Here is a 21,786-nt window from a genome sequence, read left to right as displayed (position 1 = left end):
CAGCACAAATGACCCACAGGGCACAGGCTTGCGACCCGGTACCGCCTCTTCTCAGGCGAACTCCATGATCACGGCATCGACCGCGAGGCTGTCCCCCGGTTTGGCGTTGAGCTTTGCCACGGTGAGATCGCGTTCGGCGCGCAGCACGTTTTCCATCTTCATCGCCTCGACCACGGCCAGCGTCTCGCCGGCCTTGACCTCTTGGCCCTCGGCAACGGCAATCGAGACGACGAGGCCGGGCATCGGGCAGAGCAGCATCTTCGAGGTGTCCGGCGGCAGTTTCTCCGGCATCAGCCTTTCAAGCTCGGCCGTGCGCGGCAGCATGGCCCGGGCCGTCACCGACATGCCTTTCCAAGCAATCCGCAGCCCGTTCAGCGCGGGACGGATCTGGGCTGCGATGCTGTTGCCGCCGACCGTGCCCTGCCAGATCGCGTCGCCCGGCCGCCAGTCGGAGGCGACCGTCAACGGCTTGCCGCCGTCGATCGATAGATCGACCTCCATCGGGATGGAAACCATGCCGTCGACGATCTCGACCGGCAGATAGTCGGCGCCGATCTTTACCACCCAATCGCGTTTGAGATGTCCGGAATGCGGCGCCAGCCGGCCGCTGAGGCGGTCGAGCCGGTCGCGGCGCAGCAGTTCGATCGCCGTTGCGACGGCGGCGAATACTGCCCTCTCCTCGCCATCCGGCGCGACCGGCGAAAAACCGTCCGGATACTCCTCAGCGATGAAGCCTGTCGACAGCCGCCCCTCGCGCCAGCGCGGATGCTGCATCAGCGCCGAAAGGAACGGGATGTTATGCTCGATGCCGTCGACGACGAACCTGTCGAGCGCCTCCGACATGGCGTCGATGGCTTCCAGCCTTGTCGGCGCCCAGGTGCAGAGCTTGGCCACCATCGGATCGTAGAACATCGCGATTTCCGAGCCTTCGGTGACGCCGGTGTCGTTGCGGATGACGGTGCCGCCGAACGTACCCTCCTCCGGTGGCCGATAGCGCGTCAGCCGACCGATCGACGGCAGGAAGTTGCGGAAGGGATCCTCGGCGTAAAGGCGGCTTTCCACCGCCCAGCCGTTAAGCTTCACGTCGCTCTGCCTGATGCCGAGCTTCTCGCCCGCAGCGACGCGGATCATCTGCTCGACCAGGTCGATGCCGGTGACCAGTTCGGTCACCGGGTGCTCGACCTGCAATCGCGTATTCATCTCAAGAAAATAGAAGTTCTTGTCCTTATCGACGATGAACTCGACGGTGCCGGCGCTCTGGTAGTCGACGGCTTTCGCCAGCGCCACCGCCTGCTCGCCCATGGCCTTTCTGGTCTTGGCGTCGAGGAATGGCGACGGCGCCTCCTCGACCACTTTCTGGTTGCGGCGCTGGATCGAGCATTCGCGCTCGCCAAGGTAAAGGGCGGTGCCATGCGCGTCGGCCAGCACCTGGATCTCGATGTGGCGGGGATCCACGACGAACTTCTCGATGAAGACGCGGTCGTCGCCAAAGGAGCTTTTTGCTTCCGAGCGCGCCCGCTCGAAACCGTCGCGCACCTCCGCCTTGCTCCAGGCGATGCGCATGCCCTTGCCGCCGCCGCCGGCCGAGGCCTTGATCATCACCGGATAGCCGATCTCGCCGGCGATCCTTTCGGCATGGTCGGCGTCTTCGATGACGCCCAGCCAGCCGGGCACGGTCGAGACCTTGGCCTGGCTGGCAAACTTCTTCGATTCGATCTTGTCGCCCATCGCCTTGATGGCCTTGGGCTTCGGCCCGATGAAGACGATGCCTTGCTTCTCCAGCGCCTCGCAGAAAGAGGCCCGCTCCGACAGGAAACCATAGCCCGGATGCACGGCTTCCGCGCCGGTTTCCTTACAGGCGGCGATGATCTTCTCTGGCAGCAGATAGCTCTGTGCCGCCGGCGAAGGCCCGATATGCACTGCTTCGTCGGCCATTTCGACATGCACGGCATCGCGATCGGCATCCGAATAGACCGCAACGGTGGCAATGCCCATATTGCGCGCCGTCTTGATCACGCGGCAGGCGATCTCGCCGCGATTGGCGATCAGGATCTTCTTGAACATTCGGATGTCGTCCTCCGGCGAAGCGGTCCAGTTCTATGGACAATTCCGGTGCGCCTCAAGAGCCCACGGCCGGCTCCCACGGCTGGCGCCAATTGCAGGAACCGCGCCGAAAAACGTCGCAAGAGACGTTGGCCGCCGGCGCGGAACTCGCTAATGTCACCCCAACACCAAAGGGGCGGCAGGCCGGCATTCGCTGCCGACAGCTTGCCGTCAGCTGAAACTTACAGATCGCTTGGGAGGAGTGCCTCATGAAAACGCGTGCCGCCGTAGCCGTTGCCGCTGGAAAGCCGCTGGAGATCATGGAGGTAGACCTCGAGGGCCCGCGCGAAGGCGAGGTGCTGGTCGAGGTCAAGGCGACCGGCATCTGCCACACCGACGAGTTCACTCTGTCGGGCGCCGATCCGGAAGGGCTGTTCCCGGCGATCCTCGGCCATGAAGGCGCGGGCATCGTGGTCGATGTCGGCAAGGGCGTGACCTCGGTCAGGAAAGGCGACCATGTCATCCCGCTCTATACGCCCGAATGCCGGCAGTGCCCGTCCTGCCTGTCGCGCAAGACCAATCTCTGCACCGCCATCCGCGCCACGCAGGGGCAAGGCCTGATGCCGGACGGCACCTCGCGCTTCTCGATGGGCAAGGACAAGCTCTTTCATTACATGGGCTGCTCGACCTTCTCCAACTTCACCGTGCTGCCGGAGATCGCGGTCGCCAAGGTCAACCCCGACGCCCCCTTCGACAAGATCTGCTACATCGGCTGCGGCGTGACGACCGGCATCGGCGCCGTCATCAACACCGCCAAGGTCGAACAGGGCGCAACCGCCGTGGTCTTCGGCTTGGGCGGCATTGGCCTCAACGTCATCCAGGGTCTTCGCCTGGCCGGCGCAGACATGATTATCGGCGTCGATGTCAACAACGACAAGAAAGCTTGGGGCGAGAAGTTCGGCATGACGCATTTCGTCAATCCGAAGGAGATCGACGGCGACATCGTGCCTTACCTGGTCAACATGACCAAGCGCGGCGCCGACCAGATCGGCGGCGCCGACTACACCTTCGACTGCACAGGCAACACCAAGGTGATGCGCCAGGCGCTGGAGGCCTCGCATCGCGGCTGGGGCAAGTCGGTCATCATCGGCGTTGCCGGCGCCGGCCAGGAGATATCGACGCGGCCCTTCCAGCTGGTCACCGGCCGCACCTGGATGGGTACCGCCTTCGGCGGCGCGCGCGGCCGCACCGATGTGCCGCGGATCGTCGACTGGTACATGGAGAAAAAGATCCAGATCGACCCGATGATCACCCATACGCTGAAGCTGGAGGACATCAACAAGGGCTTCGACCTCATGCACGAGGGCAAGTCGATCCGCAGCGTCGTGGTTTACTAGTGAAGGAAGTTCGAATTCGCTTCGTCGACCACGAGAAGTCGGCGATCGATCGGATACAGAACTTCGGCAAGGATTTGTGGGCGCAGTTTTCAGGAGAATAAGCACGTCGAAATCGACTGGAGGAGATCGATCGCGCGAAGACGAAATCGCCTATCTCGTGCATAGCAGGTTCTTGAGGAGGAGCTTGAGCGAGGTGCACCAACTGCTGAAGGTGCACTTCATGGAAAGGGAGATGGTCATCGACACTGGGTCGGCATGACCAAAAAACATGGGAGGAAACAGGAATGGCTGAAAAACTGCATCATTCGATCGACAACGGCTTGCCGAGGGAGAGCGCATCCTTCTCCGGCGGCACGCTGGTTTGCCTGTGCACCAGCAATCCGGTGAAGGTGAAGGTCAAGGGCCAGATCGCCCACAACCATGCCTGCGGCTGCACCAAGTGCTGGAAGCCGGAAGGCGCCATCTTTTCGGTGGTGGCCGTCGCCGGCACCGGCGATGTCACCGTCACCGAAAACGGCGACAAGCTCAAGGTGGTCGATCCTTCGGCGCTGATCCAGCGCCATGCCTGCACGGGCTGCGGCGTCCACATGTACGGCCCGGTCGAGCGCGACCATCCCTTCAAGGGCCTGTCCTTCATCCATCCCGAGCGTTTCGAGGAGGATGGCTGGTCGCCGCCGGGCTTCGCCGCTTTCGTGTCGTCGATCATCGAATCCGGCGTCGATCCGAGCCGCATGGATGGCATCCGCGGCCAGCTGAAGTCGATCGGGCTCGAGCCCTATGATTGCCTCAATCCCGGCCTGATGGACTATATGGCCACCTGGACGGCGAAGAGGTCGGGAGCCTTGGCCGCCTGACAAATCCTGCGATTTCTGCCATGGGGCTGGCTGACACGCCGGCCCCATATTTGTTTGGAAGTGACGATGCACGAGCCCATCATCTATGTCGACGCGGACGCCTGCCCGGTGAAAGCCGAGGTCGAGAAAGTGGCGGAGCGCCATGGCGTCATCGTGACCTATGTCTCCAATGGCGGGTTGCGGCCGTCGCGCGATCCGATGATCCGCAACATCGTCGTCTCAAAAGGCGCGGACGCTGCGGACGACTGGATCGTCGAGAATGCAAGATCCAATGACATTGTGGTGACCGCCGACATCCCGCTTGCCGCGCGCACGGTGGCTCTCGGCGCGCATGTGCTGGGCCCCACCGGCCGCCCCTTCACGCCGGAGACCATCGGCATGGCGGTGGCCATGCGCGACCTCAGGCAGCATCTGCGCGAGACCGGCGAGAGCCGCGGCTTCAACGCCTCCTTCACGCCGAAGGACAGGTCGCAGTTCCTCGGCGAGCTCGACCGCATCTTGCGGCGCGCGCTCAAATCCGTCACACCGGACTGATCCAAATCTTCAAGGGCCTCGGGCCATGGGTGACGATCTCAAGACGCCGATGCATCGGCACATGCAGTTCGCCCTCGCCGCGGCCATCGGCATCGTCGCGCTGCTGCTCGCACTGCTGTTGCGCGCGCCGCTCCCCTACTCCATCGGCGCCAACGTGTTCTTCGCCACCTATATCGCTCTTGTGCTCTTCCAGATGCCGAAGCTCACCGGCCGCTATCTCAGCAAGAACGCCCGCGCCACCGACCTGCCGGTGTTGCTGATCTTCGCCGTCACGCTCTTCGTCGTCGGTGCCGCCATCATCTCGCTGTTTCTGCTCATCAATCGAAAGAACGGCGTGCAACCTTTGCAGCTCGGCTTCGCCGTGCTGTCGATCCCGCTCGGCTGGTTTACCATCCATGCCATGGCGTCGCTGCATTACGCGCATGTCTACTGGAAGGACGGCGACGAGATCGATGCCGCCACCAGGAAGAAGATGCCTGTCGGCGGCCTCGACTTCCCCGGCAAAAAACGGCCGGAAGGCTGGGATTTCCTTTACTTCGCGACGGTCATCGGCATGACCGCCCAGACGGCGGACACCGCCATCACAACCTCGCAAATGCGCCTTGTCGTGCTTGTGCATTCGGTCCTGACCTTCTTCTTCAACGCGGTGATCCTCGCCGCGGCGGTCAATCTCGCGGTCAGCCTGGGCGCCCCGTAATAAATTCGTGATCGCACGAAACATCGCCTTGGCCGGCGACGTATTGGGGAGAAGACGGTAATCTGCGACGCCGCGCGTCATGCGGCTGGAGGACGAAAATTGGACTCTGCTGCCACAAGCCAATCCGCCGCCGGAGCGAACGCGAAGGATGCGACCCTCATCTACCGGCAGTCGCGCTGGACGCGGCTGACGCATTGGCTGTGGGCGATCTCGTTGTTCTTCATGCTGCTCTCCGGCCTGCAGATCTTCAACGCCCGCCCGCAGCTCTATATCGGCAAGCAGTCGGGCTTCGGGTTCAACAACACCATCCTCGAGATAGGTGCAGAGAACACCAACAACGGCCCGCGCGGCTTCACCGCGATTTTCGGCCACCGTTTCGACACCACCGGCGTGCTCGGCTGGTCCGGCCCGCCCGGCCAGGAGACGCCACGCGCCTTCCCCTCCTGGGCGACGATCCCCTCCTATTATGATCTCGGTACCGCCCGCGTCGTTCATTTCTTCTTCGCCTGGATCCTGACCACGACCTTGCTGGTGTGGCTGATCGCCGGGCTGGTCAACGGCCATATCCGCCGCGACCTTGCCCCGCGCCTGGACGACCTGAAGCGCCTGCCGCGCGACGTCATTGACCACGCGAAGCTGAAGTTTCACCACACCCGCGAATACAACACGCTGCAGAAAATGGCTTATGGCGGCGTGCTCTTCGTGCTTCTGCCGCTGATGATCATCACCGGCCTCGCCATGTCGCCAAGCATGGATTCGGTGCTGCCCTGGCTCAACGAAGTGCTTGGCGGCAGGCAGACGGCGCGCAGCATCCATTTCACCGTCATGGTGCTGCTCGTCCTCTTCTTCATTGTTCACATCCTGATGATCCTGGCTGCCGGCCCGATCAACGAGCTGCGCTCGATCATCACCGGCTGGTACCGCACCGACCCGCCTGCGAAGCACGCTGAGCCGACCGAGAGGAGCGCTTGACATGGCAAAATTTGAGATCAGCCGCCGCAAGTTCTTGACCGCCAGCAGCCTCGGCCTGTCGGGCATCGCGCTGTCGGGTTGTGACGTATTCGACAGCGGCCTCGGCATCGGCGGCGGCCTGCGCAGCTTCCTCGAAAACGCCAATGGCCTGACCTGGCGCGCCCAGCGCCTGCTCGCCGGCCGCGACGCGCTGGCGCCGGAATTCACCGAAGCCGACATCCGCCAGCCGCAGCGGCCGAACGGCGTCACGGCGCCCGATGACGACACCTACAAAGGTCTGCTCGTCAACAATTTCGCCGACTGGCGGCTGGAGGTTACCGGCCTTGTCGAAAAACCGCTGTCGCTGACCCGCGAGCAGCTCCAGAACATGCCGAGCCGCACGCAGATCACCCGCCACGACTGCGTCGAAGGCTGGAGCTGCATCGCCAAATGGACCGGCACGCCGCTGTCGCTGGTGCTCGACCAGGCGGTGGTCAAGCCGCAGGCCCGCTACGTCATGTTCCACTGTCTCGACACGATCGAGCAAAGCCTGTCCGGCGACATCAAGTATTACGGCACCATTGACCTGATCGACGCCCGCCATCCGCAGACGATTCTGGCCTATGGCCTCAACGGCAAGCCGTTGCCGGTCGAGAACGGCGCGCCGCTGCGTGTGCGGGTCGAGCGCCAGCTCGGTTACAAGATGCCGAAATACCTCTCCAAGATCGAGCTGGTCGACAGTTTCGCCAATGTCGGCGGCGGCCGCGGCGGTTATTGGGAAGACAATGGCTACGACTGGTATGGCGGAATTTGATGGGTCCTCGCCTGCAGGCCGAGCATGATCTTGCGGCGGCCGGGCTCGACGCCATCGCGCAGCATCTCGACAACGACAACCGGCGGCTGACCGGTCGTGGCGACGACCGTGCCCTCGTCTTTGCGCTGCGGGATGAGAAAGGCCGCGCCGTCGGGGCGGCCGCCGGCTATTCCTGGGCCGGCATTGCCGAACTCACGCTGATGTGGGTCGACGAGGCCTACCGGGGCCTTGGCCACGGCAGGAAACTGCTCGATGCCTTCGTCGCCGAGGCAGCCGCGCGCGGCTCGCTGCGGATATGGGTTTCGACCCACGACTTCCAGGCGCCTGGCCTGTACGAAAAGGCCGGCTTCGAGCGCATGGCCGAACTGACCGGCTGGCCCGAAGGCCATTCCAACATCATCCTTTGCAAGACACTTGCAGGAAACGCCCAGGCCACTTTCTCAAGCAGCGGTTTCAGCGGCGGATGAATTTCCGGCGAAGCCTGCCTGATCAGCGTCGGCAGCACGCGCTCGCTGTCGCGCAGCGGCTGCTGGCCGCCGCCAACACGCTCGGCCAGCCATTCGGCATCGCCGGCATCGATCGTCTCGGCGCGCATTAAATGTCGCATGGAGGTGACAAGGTGTCGCCGACGGGCTATGGATGGCGCGTCGAGGGCTCAGGCGACTGAGTCCTTCCTGTTTGCGGGAGAGAACAGCGCACGCTGTCGCCGAAGGGGAAATCGCCCGAAATCTCTCAGGCAAAAGAACCGTGCACGGGAAAGACAACTCTGGAAAGTCGGGAATCTTCCCGCGCCGAAGGTGTAAGCGCTGCCGACAGAGTTACGGGGCGCGAGTCTCTCAGGCTTCAGACAGAGGGGCACGACTAGGCCGCCAATGGCGGTCGATTGGCGTGCGACTCTGGAGAAGACATGACAGGCGAAGACACCAGACACCTACCCCTTGAGGATTTGCATCAGGCCGCAGCCGCGCGTTTCGGCGCCTTCGCCGGTTGGTCGATGCCGCTCACCTACTCGCCCGGCGTGATGAAGGAGCATCTTCACACGCGCGAGCATGCCGGCCTGTTCGACATCTCGCATATGAAGCTGTTCGAGGTCTCCGGTTCGAGTACAGCGGCGCTTCTCGACCGCGCCTGCCCGCTCGATGCCGGCGCTCCGGAAATTTCCCAGTCCAAATACACCTTCTTCCTCAACGAGGCTGCCGGCATCATTGACGACCTCATCGTGACGCGCCTGGGCGATGACCGTTTCATGGTGGTGGCCAATGCCGGCAACGCGGTGGAGGACGAGAAGCATCTGCGCGCGCTTGCCGCCGATTTCGATGCCAAGATCGAACCGCTCGACCGCGTCTTCCTGGCAATCCAGGGTCCGGAAGCGTGGGCCGCGCTGTCCCGAGCCGGCATCGAAACCGGCTCGCTGCTCTTCATGCACGGCATCGAGCCGCGTCAAAACTGGTTCATGAGCCGCTCCGGCTACACCGGCGAGGACGGTTTCGAGATCGGCCTGCCGGAGAAGGACGCGCGGGATCTGGTCGCGACACTGCTGGGGGATGAGCGCGTGCAGTGGATCGGCCTTGCCGCGCGCGACAGCCTGCGGCTCGAAGCCGGTCTTTGTCTGCATGGCCAGGACCTTACGCCGGAAATCGACCCGGCAAGCGCGGGATTGATGTGGGCGATTCCCAGGGAAGTTCGCGCTACCGGCCATTTCATCGGTGCCGACGCGCTGCGCTCGATCATCGAACGCGGGCCGTCGCAGAAGCGCGTCGGCCTGAAGCCCGACGGTCGCCAGCCGGTTCGCGCCGGCGCGGCGCTCCTCGATGCCGGCGGCAATCCGGCTGGCCACGTCACTTCGGGCGGCTTCGGCCCTTCGACGGGGCACCCGGTCGCCATGGGCTACGTCAACACCGCGCTGGCCAAAGGCGGCACGAAACTCTTCGCCGATGTCCGCGGGGCGAAAATCCCGGTCGACGTCGCGTCCCTGCCCTTTACCCCACACCGCTACCGCAAAGGATGATTTCCAGATGGCAAAGACCTATTTCACTGAAGACCATGAATGGCTCCGCGTCGAAGGTGGCGTCGCCACTGTCGGCATTACCGACTATGCGCAGGAACAGCTTGGCGACCTCGTTTTCGTCGAGCTGCCGGAGATCGGCCGCAAGCTCGCCAAGGGCGATACGGCCGTGGTCGTCGAATCAGTCAAGGCGGCATCGGACGTCTACGCGCCGGTCGACGGCGAGATCACCGAGGCCAACGCTTCGCTATCGGCCGACCCCTCGCTGGTCAATTCGGCCGCGACCGGCGACGGCTGGCTCTGGAAGATGAAGCTGGCCGACGAAGGCCAGCTCGACAGCCTCATGGATGAGGCCGCCTACAAAGCCCATATCGGCTGATATCAGGACATAAAGACATGACCGCAGCGCTTACTCCCTTCTCGGCCCGCCATATCGGCCCCGGCGTCAATGATGTCAGAGCCATGCTTGCCGTGCTCGGCGTTCCGTCCGTCGAAACGCTGATCAGCCAGGCCGTGCCGAGATCGATCCGCCTCGACCAACCGCTCGACCTGCCCGCTCCGGCGAGCGAAGCGGAAGCGCTGGCCGAACTGTCTGCGATCATGGCGAAGAACACGGTGCTGAAGAGCTTCATCGGCGCCGGCTATCATGGCGTCTTCGTGCCGCCGGTCATCCAGCGCAATCTCTTCGAGAACCCGGCCTGGTACACGGCCTACACGCCCTACCAGGCCGAGATCAGCCAGGGCCGCCTGGAAATGCTGTTCAACTTCCAAACCCTGGTCACCGAGCTCACCGGCCTGCCGGTGGCGTCGGCCTCTCTCCTCGATGAAGCCACCGCCGTCGCCGAAGCCGTCGGCATCGCGCTGCGCCACCATCGCGACAAGCGCACCAAGGTGGCGCTTGCAGGCACGCCGCATCCGCAGACGCTGGACGTCGTGCGCACCCGCGCCGAGCCGCTCGGCATCGAGGTCGATGGCGAGACGATCGACGACAACACCGCCGCCCTGCTCGTCTCCTGGCCGGACACGTTCGGCGTCTATGGCGACCACAAGGCGGCGATCGAGAAGGCCCGCGCCGCCGGCGCGCTGGTCGTCTTCATCGCCGATCCGCTGGCGCTGACGCTGACGGATGCGCCGGCGAAGCTTGGCGCCGACATCGCCGTCGGTCCGATGCAGCGCTTCGGCGTGCCGATGGGCTTCGGCGGTCCGCACGCCGCCTATTGCGCCGTCTCCGACAGGCTGACCCGGCTGATGCCCGGCCGCCTTGTCGGCCAGTCGACCGACACCAAGGGCCGCCCGGGCTACCGACTGGCACTGCAGACGCGCGAGCAGCATATCCGCCGCGACAAGGCCACCTCCAACATCTGCACCGCGCAGGCGCTGCTGGCCAACATGGCGACGGCTTACGCGATCTGGCACGGCCCCGCCGGCCTGCAGGCGATTGCCGGGCAGGTCCACAGCCTTGCCGACCGTCTTGCCGCGGGTCTCACGGCAGCAGGCGTTTCGGTGCTCGGCTCGAGCCGCTTCGACACGGTGACGGCCGAGGTGAAGGGCAGGGCCGCTTCGATCGCGCAAGCCGCCGAGAAGACCGGCCGGCTATTGCGCGTCATCGATGCCGACCGCGTCAGCATCGCCTTCGACGAGACCTCGACGGAAGCCGATCTCAAGGCGATCGCCGACCTCTTTGGCGCCAAGCCCGGCGCTGCGGAAGGCAATTCCATGCCCGGCAAGCCTCGCGGCAAGGAATTCCTGACCCAGCCGGTCTTCCACGACAACCATTCCGAAACCGAGATGATGCGGTTCCTGCGCCGGCTGGCCGACAAGGACTTGGCGCTCGACCGCGCCATGATCCCGCTCGGCTCCTGCACCATGAAGCTCAACGCCGCCGCCGAGATGATGCCGGTGAGCTGGCCGAGCGTCGCCAACCTGCATCCCTTCGCGCCGGCCCGCCATTCGGCGGGCTATCGCAAGATGGCCGGCGACCTGGAGGCCTGGCTGTCGGAGATCACCGGGTTCGACGCCGTCAGCCTGCAGCCCAATGCCGGCAGCCAGGGCGAATATGCCGGCCTGCTCGCCATCCGCGCCTACCATCGCGCGCGCGGCGAGGGCCACCGCACCGTTTGCCTGATCCCGTCTTCCGCGCACGGCACCAATCCGGCGAGTGCTGCGATGGCCGGCATGAGCGTCGTCGTCGTGCGTTGCCTTGACGACGGCAATATCGACATGGACGATCTGCGCGCCAAGGCCAACGAGCATTCCAAGAACCTCGCGGCGTTGATGTTCACCTATCCTTCGACGCATGGCGTATACGAGGAAGGCGCGCGCCATCTGTGCGCGCTGATCCACGAGCATGGCGGCCAGGTCTATTTCGACGGCGCCAACCTGAACGCCCTGGTCGGCCTCGCCCGCCCCGGCGACATCGGCGCTGACATCTGCCACATGAACCTGCACAAGACCTTCTGCATCCCGCATGGCGGTGGCGGCCCGGGTGTCGGCCCGATCGGCGTCAGGGCGCATCTGAAACCCTATCTGCCGGGCCATGTCACCGAGGGTTCGGCGCATGCCGTGGCGGCGGCTCCTTTCGGCAGCGCGTCGATCCTGCCGATCACCTGGATGTATATCCGCATGATGGGCGGCTCTGGCCTGAAGCAGGCGACCGAGACGGCGATCGTTTCGGCCAATTACGTGGCGACGCGCCTCGCGCCCCACTATCCGCTGCTCTACAAGGGCCGAAGCGATCGCATCGCGCATGAGTGCATCCTCGACACCCGTGTGCTCAAGGAGAGCGCCGGCATCAGCGTCGACGATATCGCCAAGCGCCTGATCGACTACGGCTTCCATGCGCCGACCATGTCGTTCCCGGTTGCCGGCACGCTGATGGTCGAGCCGACCGAGTCCGAGCCCAAGCGTGAGCTCGACCGTTTTTGCGAGGCGATGATCGCCATCGCCGGCGAGGCGGCAAAAGTGGCGAAGGGCGAGTGGCCGTCCACCGACAACCCGCTGGTCAACGCCCCACACACCGCGGCGGAAGCGCTCGCCGGCGAGTGGAAGCATCCCTATTCACGGCTGGAGGCGGCCTATCCGGCGGGCGACACCGATCTGGCGGCGAAATACTGGCCACCGGTCTCGCGCATCGACAACGTCGCCGGCGACCGCAACCTGGTCTGCTCCTGCCCGCCGCTCTCGGAATATCTCGGCGCGGCGGAGTAGCGTTTGCTCAGGCAGTCTTCAGGGCCGGCCCTGCGTCGGGCTGGTCCGCTGCGACCTGGGCAATGACGCGGTTGCGCCCGGCACGCTTGGCCGCATAAAGCGCGGCGTCGGCCTGCGCCAGCACCTCGTCGAGCGGCTGGCCCGCGGCCGAACCGAATCCCATGCCGCCGCTGACGCTGCTACGCAGCGGGCCGCGATGGGTTGGAACGACCTCCGTGCCGAATGCGACGCCGATCCGGCTTGCAATGTCATGCGCCTTTTCCGGCGTCATGCGCGACATGACGAGCGCGAATTCCTCGCCGCCCAAGCGGAAGGCGTCGACTCCTGACCTGCCGTATTTCTTGATCACCGCCGCGAAGCGGCAAAGCACCTGGTCGCCGACGGGATGGCCGAAGACGTCGTTGGTCATCTTGAAATGGTCGAGATCGAACATGGCAATCGCCATGAATGGACCGAAGCTGCGGTCGCCGTAAAGCTCGTTGAGCGCTCGGCGGTTCATCAGGCCGGTCAGCGGATCGGTCATCGTCTCGGCCTTGAGCTCGATCTGCGCCTGCAGATGGTGCAGCGAAAGCGTCAGCGCGCCGAGACCTGTCATGCAGGCGACCGCGACGACGGAGTTCAACCGCTCCGCCCAATTGTCGGGCGCCGCACCCAGCACCCACTGCCCTTGCATCAGCAGCGTCAGGCCGCAAAGCGCGAAGGACAAGCCGCAGGCGCCGCTGAGAAACGAAACGACAAGCAGGATCCGGCGGTCGTGATCCCCCTTCATCCAGAACATCGTCCCGATCGCCGCGAGCAGCGCCGTCACGGCCGCATAGGTGATCTGGAAGCCGATGCCGTCGAAACCAAGAAAGGTGACGATCGCGCAGGCAGCCATCGCAGCCAGCGTCGGCACGACGACGCGGCGGTAGTCGCGAAAGCCGAGATACTGCATGGCCGACAGGCAGAGGACCAGGAAACCGAGGGTCAGCAGCGCGAGCACGATCTGGCACAGCCAGGGATCGGCATCCTTGCTATAGCGCCAGAAGCCGACGACATGGGCGACGAGCACCAGAATGCCGCAGGCGACCGTAAGGACGAAGCGCGCCCTCGGCGCGGTGAGCCAGATCGCGAACATGGTGATGCTGAGGCATATGCCCGACAGCGCCGCCGCAAGCAGAAGCGAACTGAAATCCAACATCCGTGAAGAACTGCCTCTAGCGTAGCCGGTGCCCGGGTCCCCTCAATGTAGGCTGGCGGCGGCTGGCGCAAACCGTTTTCGGCCGATGCCCAGCGCTACCTCGACACAGGGTTTACAAAGCGTCGACATGTGAGGCGAAATCCCGCGATGATACACGGAATGCGCGAACCCGCTGACGGTTCAGCCCTTGTCGAGCAGCGCCAGATTGGCATTGACCACCGTCTGGTCGGCCATGCCGGCCTTGGCCTCGAGCAGCAGCGCGCGCGCCCTTTTCTTGTTGCCGCGCAGAAGCTGCGAATAACCCATATTGTTGACGATCTGCGGCTTGCGACCGGCGACCTTCAGAAGCTCCGCGTAAGCGCGGTCGGCGAAGTCGAAGCGGCCAAGCTCGTCATAGGATGCGGCAAGCCCCATCCAGGCCTCGGCATTGTCGGACTTGAGCTCGACCGCCTTGCGGAAATGCTGTTCGGCAAGGCCGAAATTCGCCTCGCGGAACTGCGCCTTGCCTTCGACCAGGTCGTTGGCGCTGACATCCTTGGCCACCGGCTGGATCGCCGTGGTCTTGGTCGTGTCGACGTTGTTGTTCGTCGTGCAGCCGGTAATCATCAAGACGGCCGCCAATGCCGTCGCTGCCTTGGGAAGTCTCTGACGCATGCCCCTGCCCCATCGCCCGATTTGCCGGGTCGTTCTTCAGGAAAAAAACTACAGGAAAGCGATTAAGCTTCGGTGCCGAAATGCAGCTAAAATTAGGTTGCGCGCCAAGGATGCGTTAACCAGCGCTCGCGTCGGCTTTGAGGCATGTTGATATTCAGACCAGGCCGGCCTCGCCTGAATATCGACACACCTCAGTGTGTGCTCAGCTTCACGATGATCGGTATGATGGCGACCATCAGCACCACCGGCAGGATGCAGACCGTCACCGGGACCGACATCTTGGCCGGCAGGGCATGCGCCTTCTCCTCGGCCAGCGACATGCGCTTGTGCCGCATTTCGTCGGAAAAGACGCGCAGCGAGCCCGACAGGCTGGTGCCGAGCTCCTTGGATTGCTGCAGCAGCGTCGCGAAGGAGCGGACCTCGTCGAGGCTGAGGCGGTCGGCAAGCGCCTTCAGCGCATCGTCGAGGCTGCGCCCGGCCCGCAATTCCAGCGACACCAGGATCAGGTTCTGGCTGAGCGACGGATAGGTCCTGGCAAGCTCCTTGGAGACCCGTTCGATACCGGCCTCCATGCTCATGCCGGCGTCGGAACAGACGATCATCAAATCCATGAAATCGGGAAAGCCGTTGCGGTATTCGCGCATCTTGTCCCGAATTTTCTGCGTCAGCACCAGGCCCGGCAGGAAATAGCCGCCGGCGCCGGACAGGATGATGAAGGTCCAGCGGCTGGTCATGGTCGAGTCGGCGCTGGCGGCCCAGTGGTTGATCAGGAATGAGCCGAGCGCCGCGCCGACGAGCGTGGCGAAACGGATGAGGAAGAACATGCCGACGGCGCGCGGCTCCATGTAGCCGGCCTGGATGAGTTTCATCCGCAGCCGGGCGACATTTTCCGGATCGCTCTTGGCATAGAACTCCTGCGCCCGTTTCACCGCCTTCTCGCGCACGACATTGGTGCTCTTCTTGGGTGCGGGCTCCGCCTGCTCGGCCGGCTGCAATGTCTCCACCTTCAGCCGTCGCTTGACCTCGCCGCGATCGCCCTTGGCGAGCACCAGCGGCCATGCGACGGCACCGGCGCCCAACACAAGGAGCAGCACGGCGACCGGCACCAGCGAGGTCGGCGCGAGAGAGGCGAGGAAGCGGACGACGTCTTCCATCTCAGAACCTGAAATTCGACATCTTGAACATGATGGCGTTGCCGAGCAGCAGCCAGGCGATGGAGCCGCCCATCATGTACCAGGTCTTCGGCACGTCCCAGACATCCTGGTAGAATTGCGGCATCAGCACCATGATGGCGGTGAACAGAAGCGCGGGGATCGCGGTCAGGATGTAAGCCGACATGCGCCCTTCCGTCGAAATGGCGCGCACCTTGCGGCGCAGCTTGCCGCGCTCGCGGATCGTCGCCGACAGGCCGTCGAGGATCTCGCGCAGGTTGCCGCCCGAACTGCTCTGGATCGACACCGCCGTGACGAACAGCGGCAGGTCCTCATGGCCCACCCGGTCGAAGAGATTGTTCAGCGCCGAGACAAGGTCGGAGCCGTAGGTCACCTCGTCGGCGACGACACCGAACTCGGTGCCGATCGGATCGGCCATCTCGCGCGACACCATGGCAATCGCCACCGGCACGGGATGGCCTGCCTTCAGGCCGCGCGTGATCAATTCAAGCGCCTCGGGCAGCTGCATCCCGAAGCGCTTGTGCCGGCGCTTGCGCATCGAGCGCAATGCCATGACCGGCAGCACCGGCAACAGCAAGAGCAGCAGGATGAGGCCGAACAGGAGCGACAAGCCCTTCCAGATCGCGACAAGCGCCAGGGCAAGAGCGATCCCCGATGTGATCGTCAGGAATTTCGGCAGCGGCGTGGTCATGCCGGACTGCGTGCGCAGGGCGCGGAAGCGGTCGAGGGAAAAGATGGTGGCGCCGCCGTCGATCCCGCGTTCCTTGCGTAGTTGGATCAGCACCTGCTCCTGGCTGATCTTGTTCTCCGCGAGCTTCATACGGCGGTTGATGGCCGCACGCTTGTCGCTGCGTCCGGCATAGAGCAGATAGCAACCCTCGGCTATCATGATGCCGGTGAGCGCCGCCGCGGCGTAGACGACATAGACCGGGCTGAATCCCTCGAACACCGGCCTAGTCCTGCGGCCGGCCGGGCTCGAAATACCTGCCCGGGAATTCGATGCCCATATTGCGCAGGTCCTCGAGGAAGCGCGGGCGGATGCCGGTCGCTTCGAAGTGACCAAGTATCTTTCCGTCCGCTTCCATGCCGGTGCGCACGAAGCGGAAGATCTCCTGCATCTGGATCACGTCGCCTTCCATGCCGGTCACCTCGGCGACGCTGGTCACCTTGCGCTTGCCGTCGGAAAGGCGCGTCAGTTGGACGATGATCTCGATGGCGCTTGATATCTGGCTGCGGATCGACTGCACCGTCATCGGCATGCCGGTCATGCCGAGCATCTGTTCCAGGCGCGAGATGGCATCGCGCGGCGTGTTGGCATGGATGGTGGCCATCGAGCCTTCGTGACCGGTGTTCATCGCCTGCAGCATGTCGAAGGCTTCCTCGCCGCGGCATTCGCCGAGGATGACGCGGTCGGGACGCATGCGCAGCGCGTTCTTGACCAGGTCGCGCTGCTTCAGTTCGCCGTGGCCCTCGATATTGGCGGGCCGCGTTTCCATGCGCGCGACATGCGGCTGCTGCAGTTGCAGTTCGGCCGCGTCCTCGATGGTGATCAGGCGCTCGTCTTCCGGAATGAATGCCGACAGCGCATTGAGCATCGTTGTCTTGCCGGTGCCGGTGCCGCCGGAGATGATCGTGGTCTTGCGGGCATGCACCGCCGCCGCCAGCACCTCGGCCATGTTCTGCGTGATGGCGCCGAATTCGACGAGCTTATGCAGGCCGAGCTTGTTTTTGGAGAATTTGCGGATCGACACCAGCGGCCCGTCGACGCCGACCGGCCGGATCGCGGCGTTGAAGCGGGAGCCGTCGAGCATGCGGGCGTCTACCATCGGCTGCGATTCATCGACGCGCCGGCCGACCGCGGCGACGATTTTATTAATGATTCGAAGCAGATGCGCCTCATCCTTGAACGGGATGTGAACCTGCTGCAGCTTGCCGCGCTTTTCGACGAAGCAGTTCTGGTGGCCGTTGATCAGGATATCGTTGATCTCGGGGTCCTTGAGCAGCGGCTCCAGCGGGCCGAGGCCGACCATCTCGTCGACGATGTCGTCGACCAGCGCGTCGAGCTCGGCATTGTTGATCGCCATCCGCTCATGGCGCGTCTTTTCGGAAACGAATTCATGCACCTGGCGGCGCATTTCATCCCGGGGCAGCCGCTCGAGCGCGACCAGGTTGATCTCTTCGAGCAGCATACGATGGATACGCACGCGTGCATCCAGCACCTTGTTGGCGCTCTTTGCGGGCGCCGCTTCAGGCTTCGCCGGCGCCGGCTTGCGAGTCGTCGGAATGATCACCGCATTGTGCGTGATGGGCGCGGGCTCCGGCGCACGCTGCGGACGAACATCGCGGTTCTGCAGATTGGAAAAGCGGCTGTTCATCCTGCCTTCCTCTTCAGTAAGCCCCTGCCCAGGCCGAACAGCGATTTCGACTTGACCGTGGTCTGGATGGCCTCCTCCGGCAGGATGATCTTCTTCAGATCGTTGACGACATTGGCATTGGGGTCGATGGCGTGCAGCGGCACGCCGCGGTCCACCGCCTCGCGCACCAGCCGGTAGTTATTGGAGATGCCGCCGACGAAATGCTCGCCGAGTATTTCCTGAACGTCGGCCTGCTTGATGCCGCTGTCGAACATCTTCTGCTCGAAGCGGTTGACGATGACATTGGGCTTCACTTCCTTGCCGGCTGTCTCATAGACGGCCTGGATCAGACGCTGCGTATGGCGCAGGCAGGGCACCGTCATCTCGGCGACGATATAGAGCTTGTTGGAACCCAGCAGCACCGTCTCAGTCCAGGGGAACCAGGTGCGCGGCATGTCAATGACGACATTGTCGAAATAGGCCGCCACGAGGTCGAGCATGCGCACCACGACATCGGTTTTGAACGAGCGCATCTCGGACGGACGCGTGGGAGCGGCAAGCACACATAGCCCGCTCGCATGCTTGGACAGCATCACATCAAGCAATTGCCGGTCGAGGCGCTCCGGCTGGTTCTCGATTTCCGTGATGTCGAAGCGGGGCTCGAGGTCGAGATATTCGGCGCAGGCGCCCTGCTGGAAATTGAGGTCTACGACGCATGTTGAGGCGCCGCGCGTCACGGAATGATGCAGCTGGAAGGCCGTCTGCAAGGCAAGCGTGGTCGTGCCGACGCCGCCGGCTGCCGGCATGAACGTGTAGATATGCGATTCGGTGTTCTCTTCCCGCCCCGGCCCTTGCAGCGCACGGATGACGGAACGCACGAGGTCGGCCGTGGTGATCGGCTTGACCAGGAAATCGGCGACCTTGAGCTGCACCAGGATGCGCACCGCCGCCGCGTTGAATTCCTGCGTGACGACGACCACCGGGACGCTGCCTTCCAACCGCCGCATGACGCGCTGCAGCGACTCGATTTCCTCGAGCTTGGCCGCATCCATGTCGATGATGACCGTGCCGAAGGCCGCTTCGAGGATCTCGCCGCGCAGCTCGTTGACGCTCTTTTCCAGCGTCAAAAGCTCGATGACCTCTGAGGCCGCGAAAGCGGTCCGCGTGTCCTGCAGAAACGTCCTGTCCGTCGAAACGAGCAGGATCTTCTTCGTCTTGGTACCAGATGCCATCGGCGTCAGCCCATCAGTTCGATGTGGTTGATGATGTCGTCGACGACGGCGCGGAGCCGGCTTTCGCGCCGACGGCAGCGCTCCCGGGACCCGGACGCTGGGCAGGCACCAGAAGCCTTGTGTTCTGCACGCCATACTTCCATGGATCGACCATCTGCATGACAGTGTTGGATGCCTGCGCGTTGCCGGCCGCCAAGGTCACCCCTTCGGCGCGTACATAGTCGTCGCTGGTGCAACCGCCGGCGAAACCGGCCAGGAGCAGAGCGATGCAAGCGGGGATGCGCATGGCTTAGTCCTTTGGCAGATCGAGGAAGTGGCCGGACTTGGCGGCAGCTACCGGGCGGGCGGCGCTGCCGTCTGCCAGCGCCACCGGACGCTTGGACGCCGAGGCGTCCACTTCCTCGGTGTTGTTCAGGAAATAGTCGGCGGGACTTGCCGGCTGGGTGCCGTCGGTCGGCTCGGCCATCTTCTTCGATGGATCGACCGGCTTGACCAGGTAAGGCGTGACGATGATGACCAGATCGGTCTCGCGCCGCTGATAGGATTTCGAGGAAAACAGCGGACCGAGCACCGGCAGCTTGCCGATCCCCGGCACCCGCGACGTCGTGATGTCGTTCTGCGACTGCAGAAGACCGGCGATCATGAAGCTCTGCCCGTTCTTGAGGTCGACCGATGTCCTGGCGCGGCGCACGATGAAGGCCGGAATGGAAATGCCGCTGCTGACCTGGATGGAAGCGGACGGGTCGATCGAGGACACTTCCGGCGCGATGTCGAGGCTTACCAGCCCGTCCTTCAGCACCGTCGGCGTGAAATCCAGGCCGACGCCATACTTCTTGTAGGTGACGCTGATCTTGCCATTGTCCTCGGAAACCGGGATCGGGAACTCGCCGCCGGCAAGGAAGCTCGCGGTCTGGCCCGAACGCGCAATCAGGTTCGGCTCCGCCAGCCGCCGCGCCAGACCGCGCTCCTCCAGCGCCTTGATGGCGATGTCGATCGAAACGCCGTTCGACAGCAGGCTGCCGATGATCTCGCCTGTTCCGGCAGCCGGCAGGTCTCCCCCACCCGGGTTCAGCACGACTTTGCGGTTACCGATGCCATAGGCGAAATTGGCGGCATATTTGGCGCCGAGGTCCTGGCCGGCCTGACGGTTGATCTCGACGAAGCGGACGTTGAGCTGCACCTGCTGCGATGACGAGATATTGACCGAGTTGATGACTTCCTCGTTGCCGGAAAAGCGCGACGCGATCTTGCTGGCCTTGTCGGCGGCGACCGCATCGTCGGCCTCGCCCGACAGCACGACGCGCCCGTTCGCCGAGCCGACCTTGATCTTGGCGTCGGGCACGCTGGCGCGGATGGTGCTGGCCAGTTGGTCGGTATCCAGCGTCACCTCGATGTCGATGGTGCCGACAAGCTGCTTGTTCTGGTCGAACAGGGCAATGCCGGTGGTGCCCAGATTGTTGCCAAGCACATAGAAGGACTTGTCGGTCAGCGGGTTGACGTTGGCGATCTCCGGATCGCCGATGACGATCTGGTAGAAGGCGGCGCTCGTCATGATCGTCTTCGGCTTGCCCTTGGCGACCTTGATCGAGGCGTTCTTGTTCGCCGAGACATAGACGACGTCATTGCCCGCCCTTGCCGGCGCGGCGACGCCGAGCATTGCCGCCGCCAGCGCGATCGCGCCGAGAAGACGCCATCCCCCGGTCGTCCGAAATACATCAAACCCGAACATCTTGCCCTGTCCCTGCCGGTCCCCACCGGCTATTGCTGCAGTTCCTGCGGCGGTTGCCGTGAGGGAACCTTGTATTCTTCGACCTTGTCGCCGCGCGTCACGATCACCGTCCTGAATTTCGGCTCGTCCTGATCCTTCGTCACCGCATTGACGAGCGAGGCGGCGCTCGCCTGCGCATTTGCGGCAACCGAGCCGCCGAAGGACGAGATGGTCGTAAGCCCGCCATTGCTGGCGGTTGCGTCGGCGGCCGACCGCAGCGACAACGACAACGTGCCGACGGTGCGGGCAAGCGCCACTTTCTGCGCCCCTTCATTGGTGACTTCGAGGGTCACGGAATTGGCGACCTGTGGCTCGGTCTTGCGCTCGTCGGCGCCCTGTCCGACCGAAAGCACCTTGGCATCGGAGACGACGATCTCGGACGTGACGGTCGAGCCGGCAGCCCCTTGAGCATTCTTAGACACTTCCTGGATATCCCCGGCGTCGCGCGTCAGCACGACGTCGACGCGGTCTCCCGGCGTGATGAAGCCACCGACACCGGCGATCTCGTCCGTGCGGACGGTGACGGCCCGCATTCCCGGCGACAGCATGTTGGAAAGGGTGGCGCGGCCGTTCGGCCCTGACAGCTTGGTGAGCAGCACCGGTTCGTTGACCTCAATCGGCGACAGCACGACCCGGCCGCCGTCCGCGAGCAGCTTGTCGATCGTCGGGAAAGCGCCCTGCGGCAGGGAGTCCTGCGGCCACGGAATCTCGGCGAGCTGCGGCCGTGCGAGCTCCATGCCGTAACGCAGCGGCGCTTGCGCCACCACGATGGTCTTGAACTCGACCTTGGGCTGCTGCGGCGCGGTGACGGACACGACCTTGACCTCGGGCTGAGCCTTTGCCTGGCTCTTGACCCAGAAATCCGCCGCAAAGATCGAGATCGCGCCGAAAACGGCGGCGATGCCGATCATGGTTATGGCCCTG

The 21,786-nt window shown here is 64.0% G+C and carries 21 protein-coding genes and 1 riboswitch; of the genes, 11 read left to right on the top strand and 10 right to left on the bottom strand.

Annotated elements, in window-relative coordinates:
- Positions 1-51 precede the first annotated feature (51 nt).
- Complete coding sequence (locus LB565_RS19020) at positions 52-2,064, bottom strand: acetyl/propionyl/methylcrotonyl-CoA carboxylase subunit alpha (protein WP_224586648.1); 2,013 nt, start codon at positions 2,062-2,064, stop codon at positions 52-54.
- 248 nt (positions 2,065-2,312) lie between these two features.
- On the opposite strand from LB565_RS19020, the gene LB565_RS19015 reads away from it, so the two are divergent.
- The 11 genes from LB565_RS19015 (at position 2,313) to gcvP (ending at position 12,502) form a co-directional block, all read left to right on the top strand.
- Complete coding sequence (locus LB565_RS19015; RefSeq protein WP_224586647.1) at positions 2,313-3,440, top strand: S-(hydroxymethyl)glutathione dehydrogenase/class III alcohol dehydrogenase; 1,128 nt, start codon at positions 2,313-2,315, stop codon at positions 3,438-3,440.
- Positions 3,441-3,724: 284 nt separating this feature from the next.
- Complete coding sequence (gene gfa, locus LB565_RS19010) at positions 3,725-4,294, top strand: S-(hydroxymethyl)glutathione synthase (protein ID WP_224586646.1); 570 nt, start codon at positions 3,725-3,727, stop codon at positions 4,292-4,294.
- Positions 4,295-4,360: 66 nt separating this feature from the next.
- The gene (locus tag LB565_RS19005; RefSeq protein WP_224586645.1) at positions 4,361-4,828 is read left to right on the top strand and encodes a YaiI/YqxD family protein; all 468 of its coding nucleotides are present in this window, start codon (positions 4,361-4,363) and stop codon (positions 4,826-4,828) included.
- A gap of 25 nt (positions 4,829-4,853) precedes the next feature.
- A complete protein-coding gene (locus LB565_RS19000) occupies positions 4,854-5,525 on the top strand; it encodes a DUF1345 domain-containing protein (protein WP_224586642.1) in 672 nt (223 codons plus the stop codon).
- 99 nt (positions 5,526-5,624) lie between these two features.
- Positions 5,625-6,497, top strand: coding sequence for a cytochrome b/b6 domain-containing protein (locus LB565_RS18995; RefSeq protein WP_224586640.1), 873 nt, complete (start codon positions 5,625-5,627; stop codon positions 6,495-6,497).
- 1 nt (position 6,498) lies between these two features.
- On the top strand, positions 6,499-7,290 hold the full coding sequence (locus LB565_RS18990; RefSeq protein ID WP_224586638.1) for a molybdopterin-binding protein: 792 nt from the start codon (positions 6,499-6,501) through the stop codon (positions 7,288-7,290).
- Positions 7,290-7,757: a GNAT family N-acetyltransferase gene (locus LB565_RS18985; protein WP_224586637.1), complete on the top strand. Its 468-nt coding sequence runs from the start codon at positions 7,290-7,292 to the stop codon at positions 7,755-7,757. The genes LB565_RS18990 and LB565_RS18985 overlap by 1 nt, the downstream gene beginning before the upstream one ends.
- Positions 7,754-7,888, top strand: a complete 135-nt coding sequence (locus tag LB565_RS29865; RefSeq protein WP_263488547.1) for a hypothetical protein — start codon at positions 7,754-7,756, stop codon at positions 7,886-7,888. The genes LB565_RS18985 and LB565_RS29865 overlap by 4 nt, the downstream gene beginning before the upstream one ends.
- A gap of 73 nt (positions 7,889-7,961) precedes the next feature.
- A riboswitch (glycine riboswitch) is annotated at positions 7,962-8,048 on the top strand.
- Positions 8,049-8,197: 149 nt separating this feature from the next.
- Complete coding sequence (gene gcvT / locus LB565_RS18980; RefSeq protein ID WP_224586635.1) at positions 8,198-9,298, top strand: glycine cleavage system aminomethyltransferase GcvT; 1,101 nt, start codon at positions 8,198-8,200, stop codon at positions 9,296-9,298.
- 7 nt (positions 9,299-9,305) lie between these two features.
- Positions 9,306-9,674 carry a glycine cleavage system protein GcvH gene (gene gcvH / locus LB565_RS18975; RefSeq protein ID WP_224586633.1) on the top strand — a complete coding sequence of 123 codons (369 nt, stop codon included), beginning with the start codon at positions 9,306-9,308 and terminating at the stop codon, positions 9,672-9,674.
- A 17-nt stretch (positions 9,675-9,691) separates the two neighbouring features.
- A complete protein-coding gene (gene gcvP / locus LB565_RS18970) occupies positions 9,692-12,502 on the top strand; it encodes an aminomethyl-transferring glycine dehydrogenase (RefSeq protein WP_224586631.1) in 2,811 nt (936 codons plus the stop codon).
- Positions 12,503-12,509: 7 nt separating this feature from the next.
- On the opposite strand, the gene LB565_RS18965 is transcribed toward gcvP, so the two are convergent.
- From LB565_RS18965 to cpaB, 9 genes are all read right to left on the bottom strand, one after another.
- Positions 12,510-13,682: a GGDEF domain-containing protein gene (locus LB565_RS18965; protein ID WP_224586629.1), complete on the bottom strand. Its 1,173-nt coding sequence runs from the start codon at positions 13,680-13,682 to the stop codon at positions 12,510-12,512.
- Between the two features lie 180 nt (positions 13,683-13,862).
- On the bottom strand, positions 13,863-14,336 hold the full coding sequence (locus tag LB565_RS18960; RefSeq protein WP_224586627.1) for a hypothetical protein: 474 nt from the start codon (positions 14,334-14,336) through the stop codon (positions 13,863-13,865).
- 191 nt (positions 14,337-14,527) lie between these two features.
- Positions 14,528-15,490: a type II secretion system F family protein gene (locus LB565_RS18955; RefSeq protein ID WP_224586625.1), complete on the bottom strand. Its 963-nt coding sequence runs from the start codon at positions 15,488-15,490 to the stop codon at positions 14,528-14,530.
- Position 15,491: 1 nt separating this feature from the next.
- Positions 15,492-16,457 (bottom strand): type II secretion system F family protein, encoded by a 966-nt coding sequence (locus LB565_RS18950; RefSeq protein WP_224586623.1) that lies wholly within the window; start codon positions 16,455-16,457, stop codon positions 15,492-15,494.
- A gap of 4 nt (positions 16,458-16,461) precedes the next feature.
- Positions 16,462-17,883, bottom strand: coding sequence for a CpaF family protein (locus LB565_RS18945; RefSeq protein ID WP_224586621.1), 1,422 nt, complete (start codon positions 17,881-17,883; stop codon positions 16,462-16,464).
- Positions 17,880-19,094 (bottom strand): CpaE family protein, encoded by a 1,215-nt coding sequence (locus LB565_RS18940; protein WP_224586619.1) that lies wholly within the window; start codon positions 19,092-19,094, stop codon positions 17,880-17,882. The genes LB565_RS18945 and LB565_RS18940 overlap by 4 nt, the downstream gene beginning before the upstream one ends.
- 13 nt (positions 19,095-19,107) lie before the next feature.
- Positions 19,108-19,380, bottom strand: a complete 273-nt coding sequence (locus LB565_RS18935; protein ID WP_224586617.1) for a hypothetical protein — start codon at positions 19,378-19,380, stop codon at positions 19,108-19,110.
- A gap of 3 nt (positions 19,381-19,383) precedes the next feature.
- On the bottom strand, positions 19,384-20,823 hold the full coding sequence (locus LB565_RS18930; RefSeq protein ID WP_224586615.1) for a type II and III secretion system protein family protein: 1,440 nt from the start codon (positions 20,821-20,823) through the stop codon (positions 19,384-19,386).
- 29 nt (positions 20,824-20,852) lie between these two features.
- Entirely contained in the window at positions 20,853-21,773 is a 921-nt protein-coding gene (gene cpaB / locus LB565_RS18925) for a Flp pilus assembly protein CpaB (protein WP_224586613.1), read from the bottom strand.
- Positions 21,774-21,786: the final 13 nt, after the last annotated feature.

It is taken from the genome of Mesorhizobium sp. CA14 (genome assembly GCF_020165195.1).
In the GTDB taxonomy this organism is placed as follows: Bacteria; Pseudomonadota; Alphaproteobacteria; order Rhizobiales; family Rhizobiaceae; genus Mesorhizobium.
The sequence above is the reverse complement of the archived record's forward strand: the minus strand, read 5'-3'. Positions and strand labels throughout refer to the sequence as shown.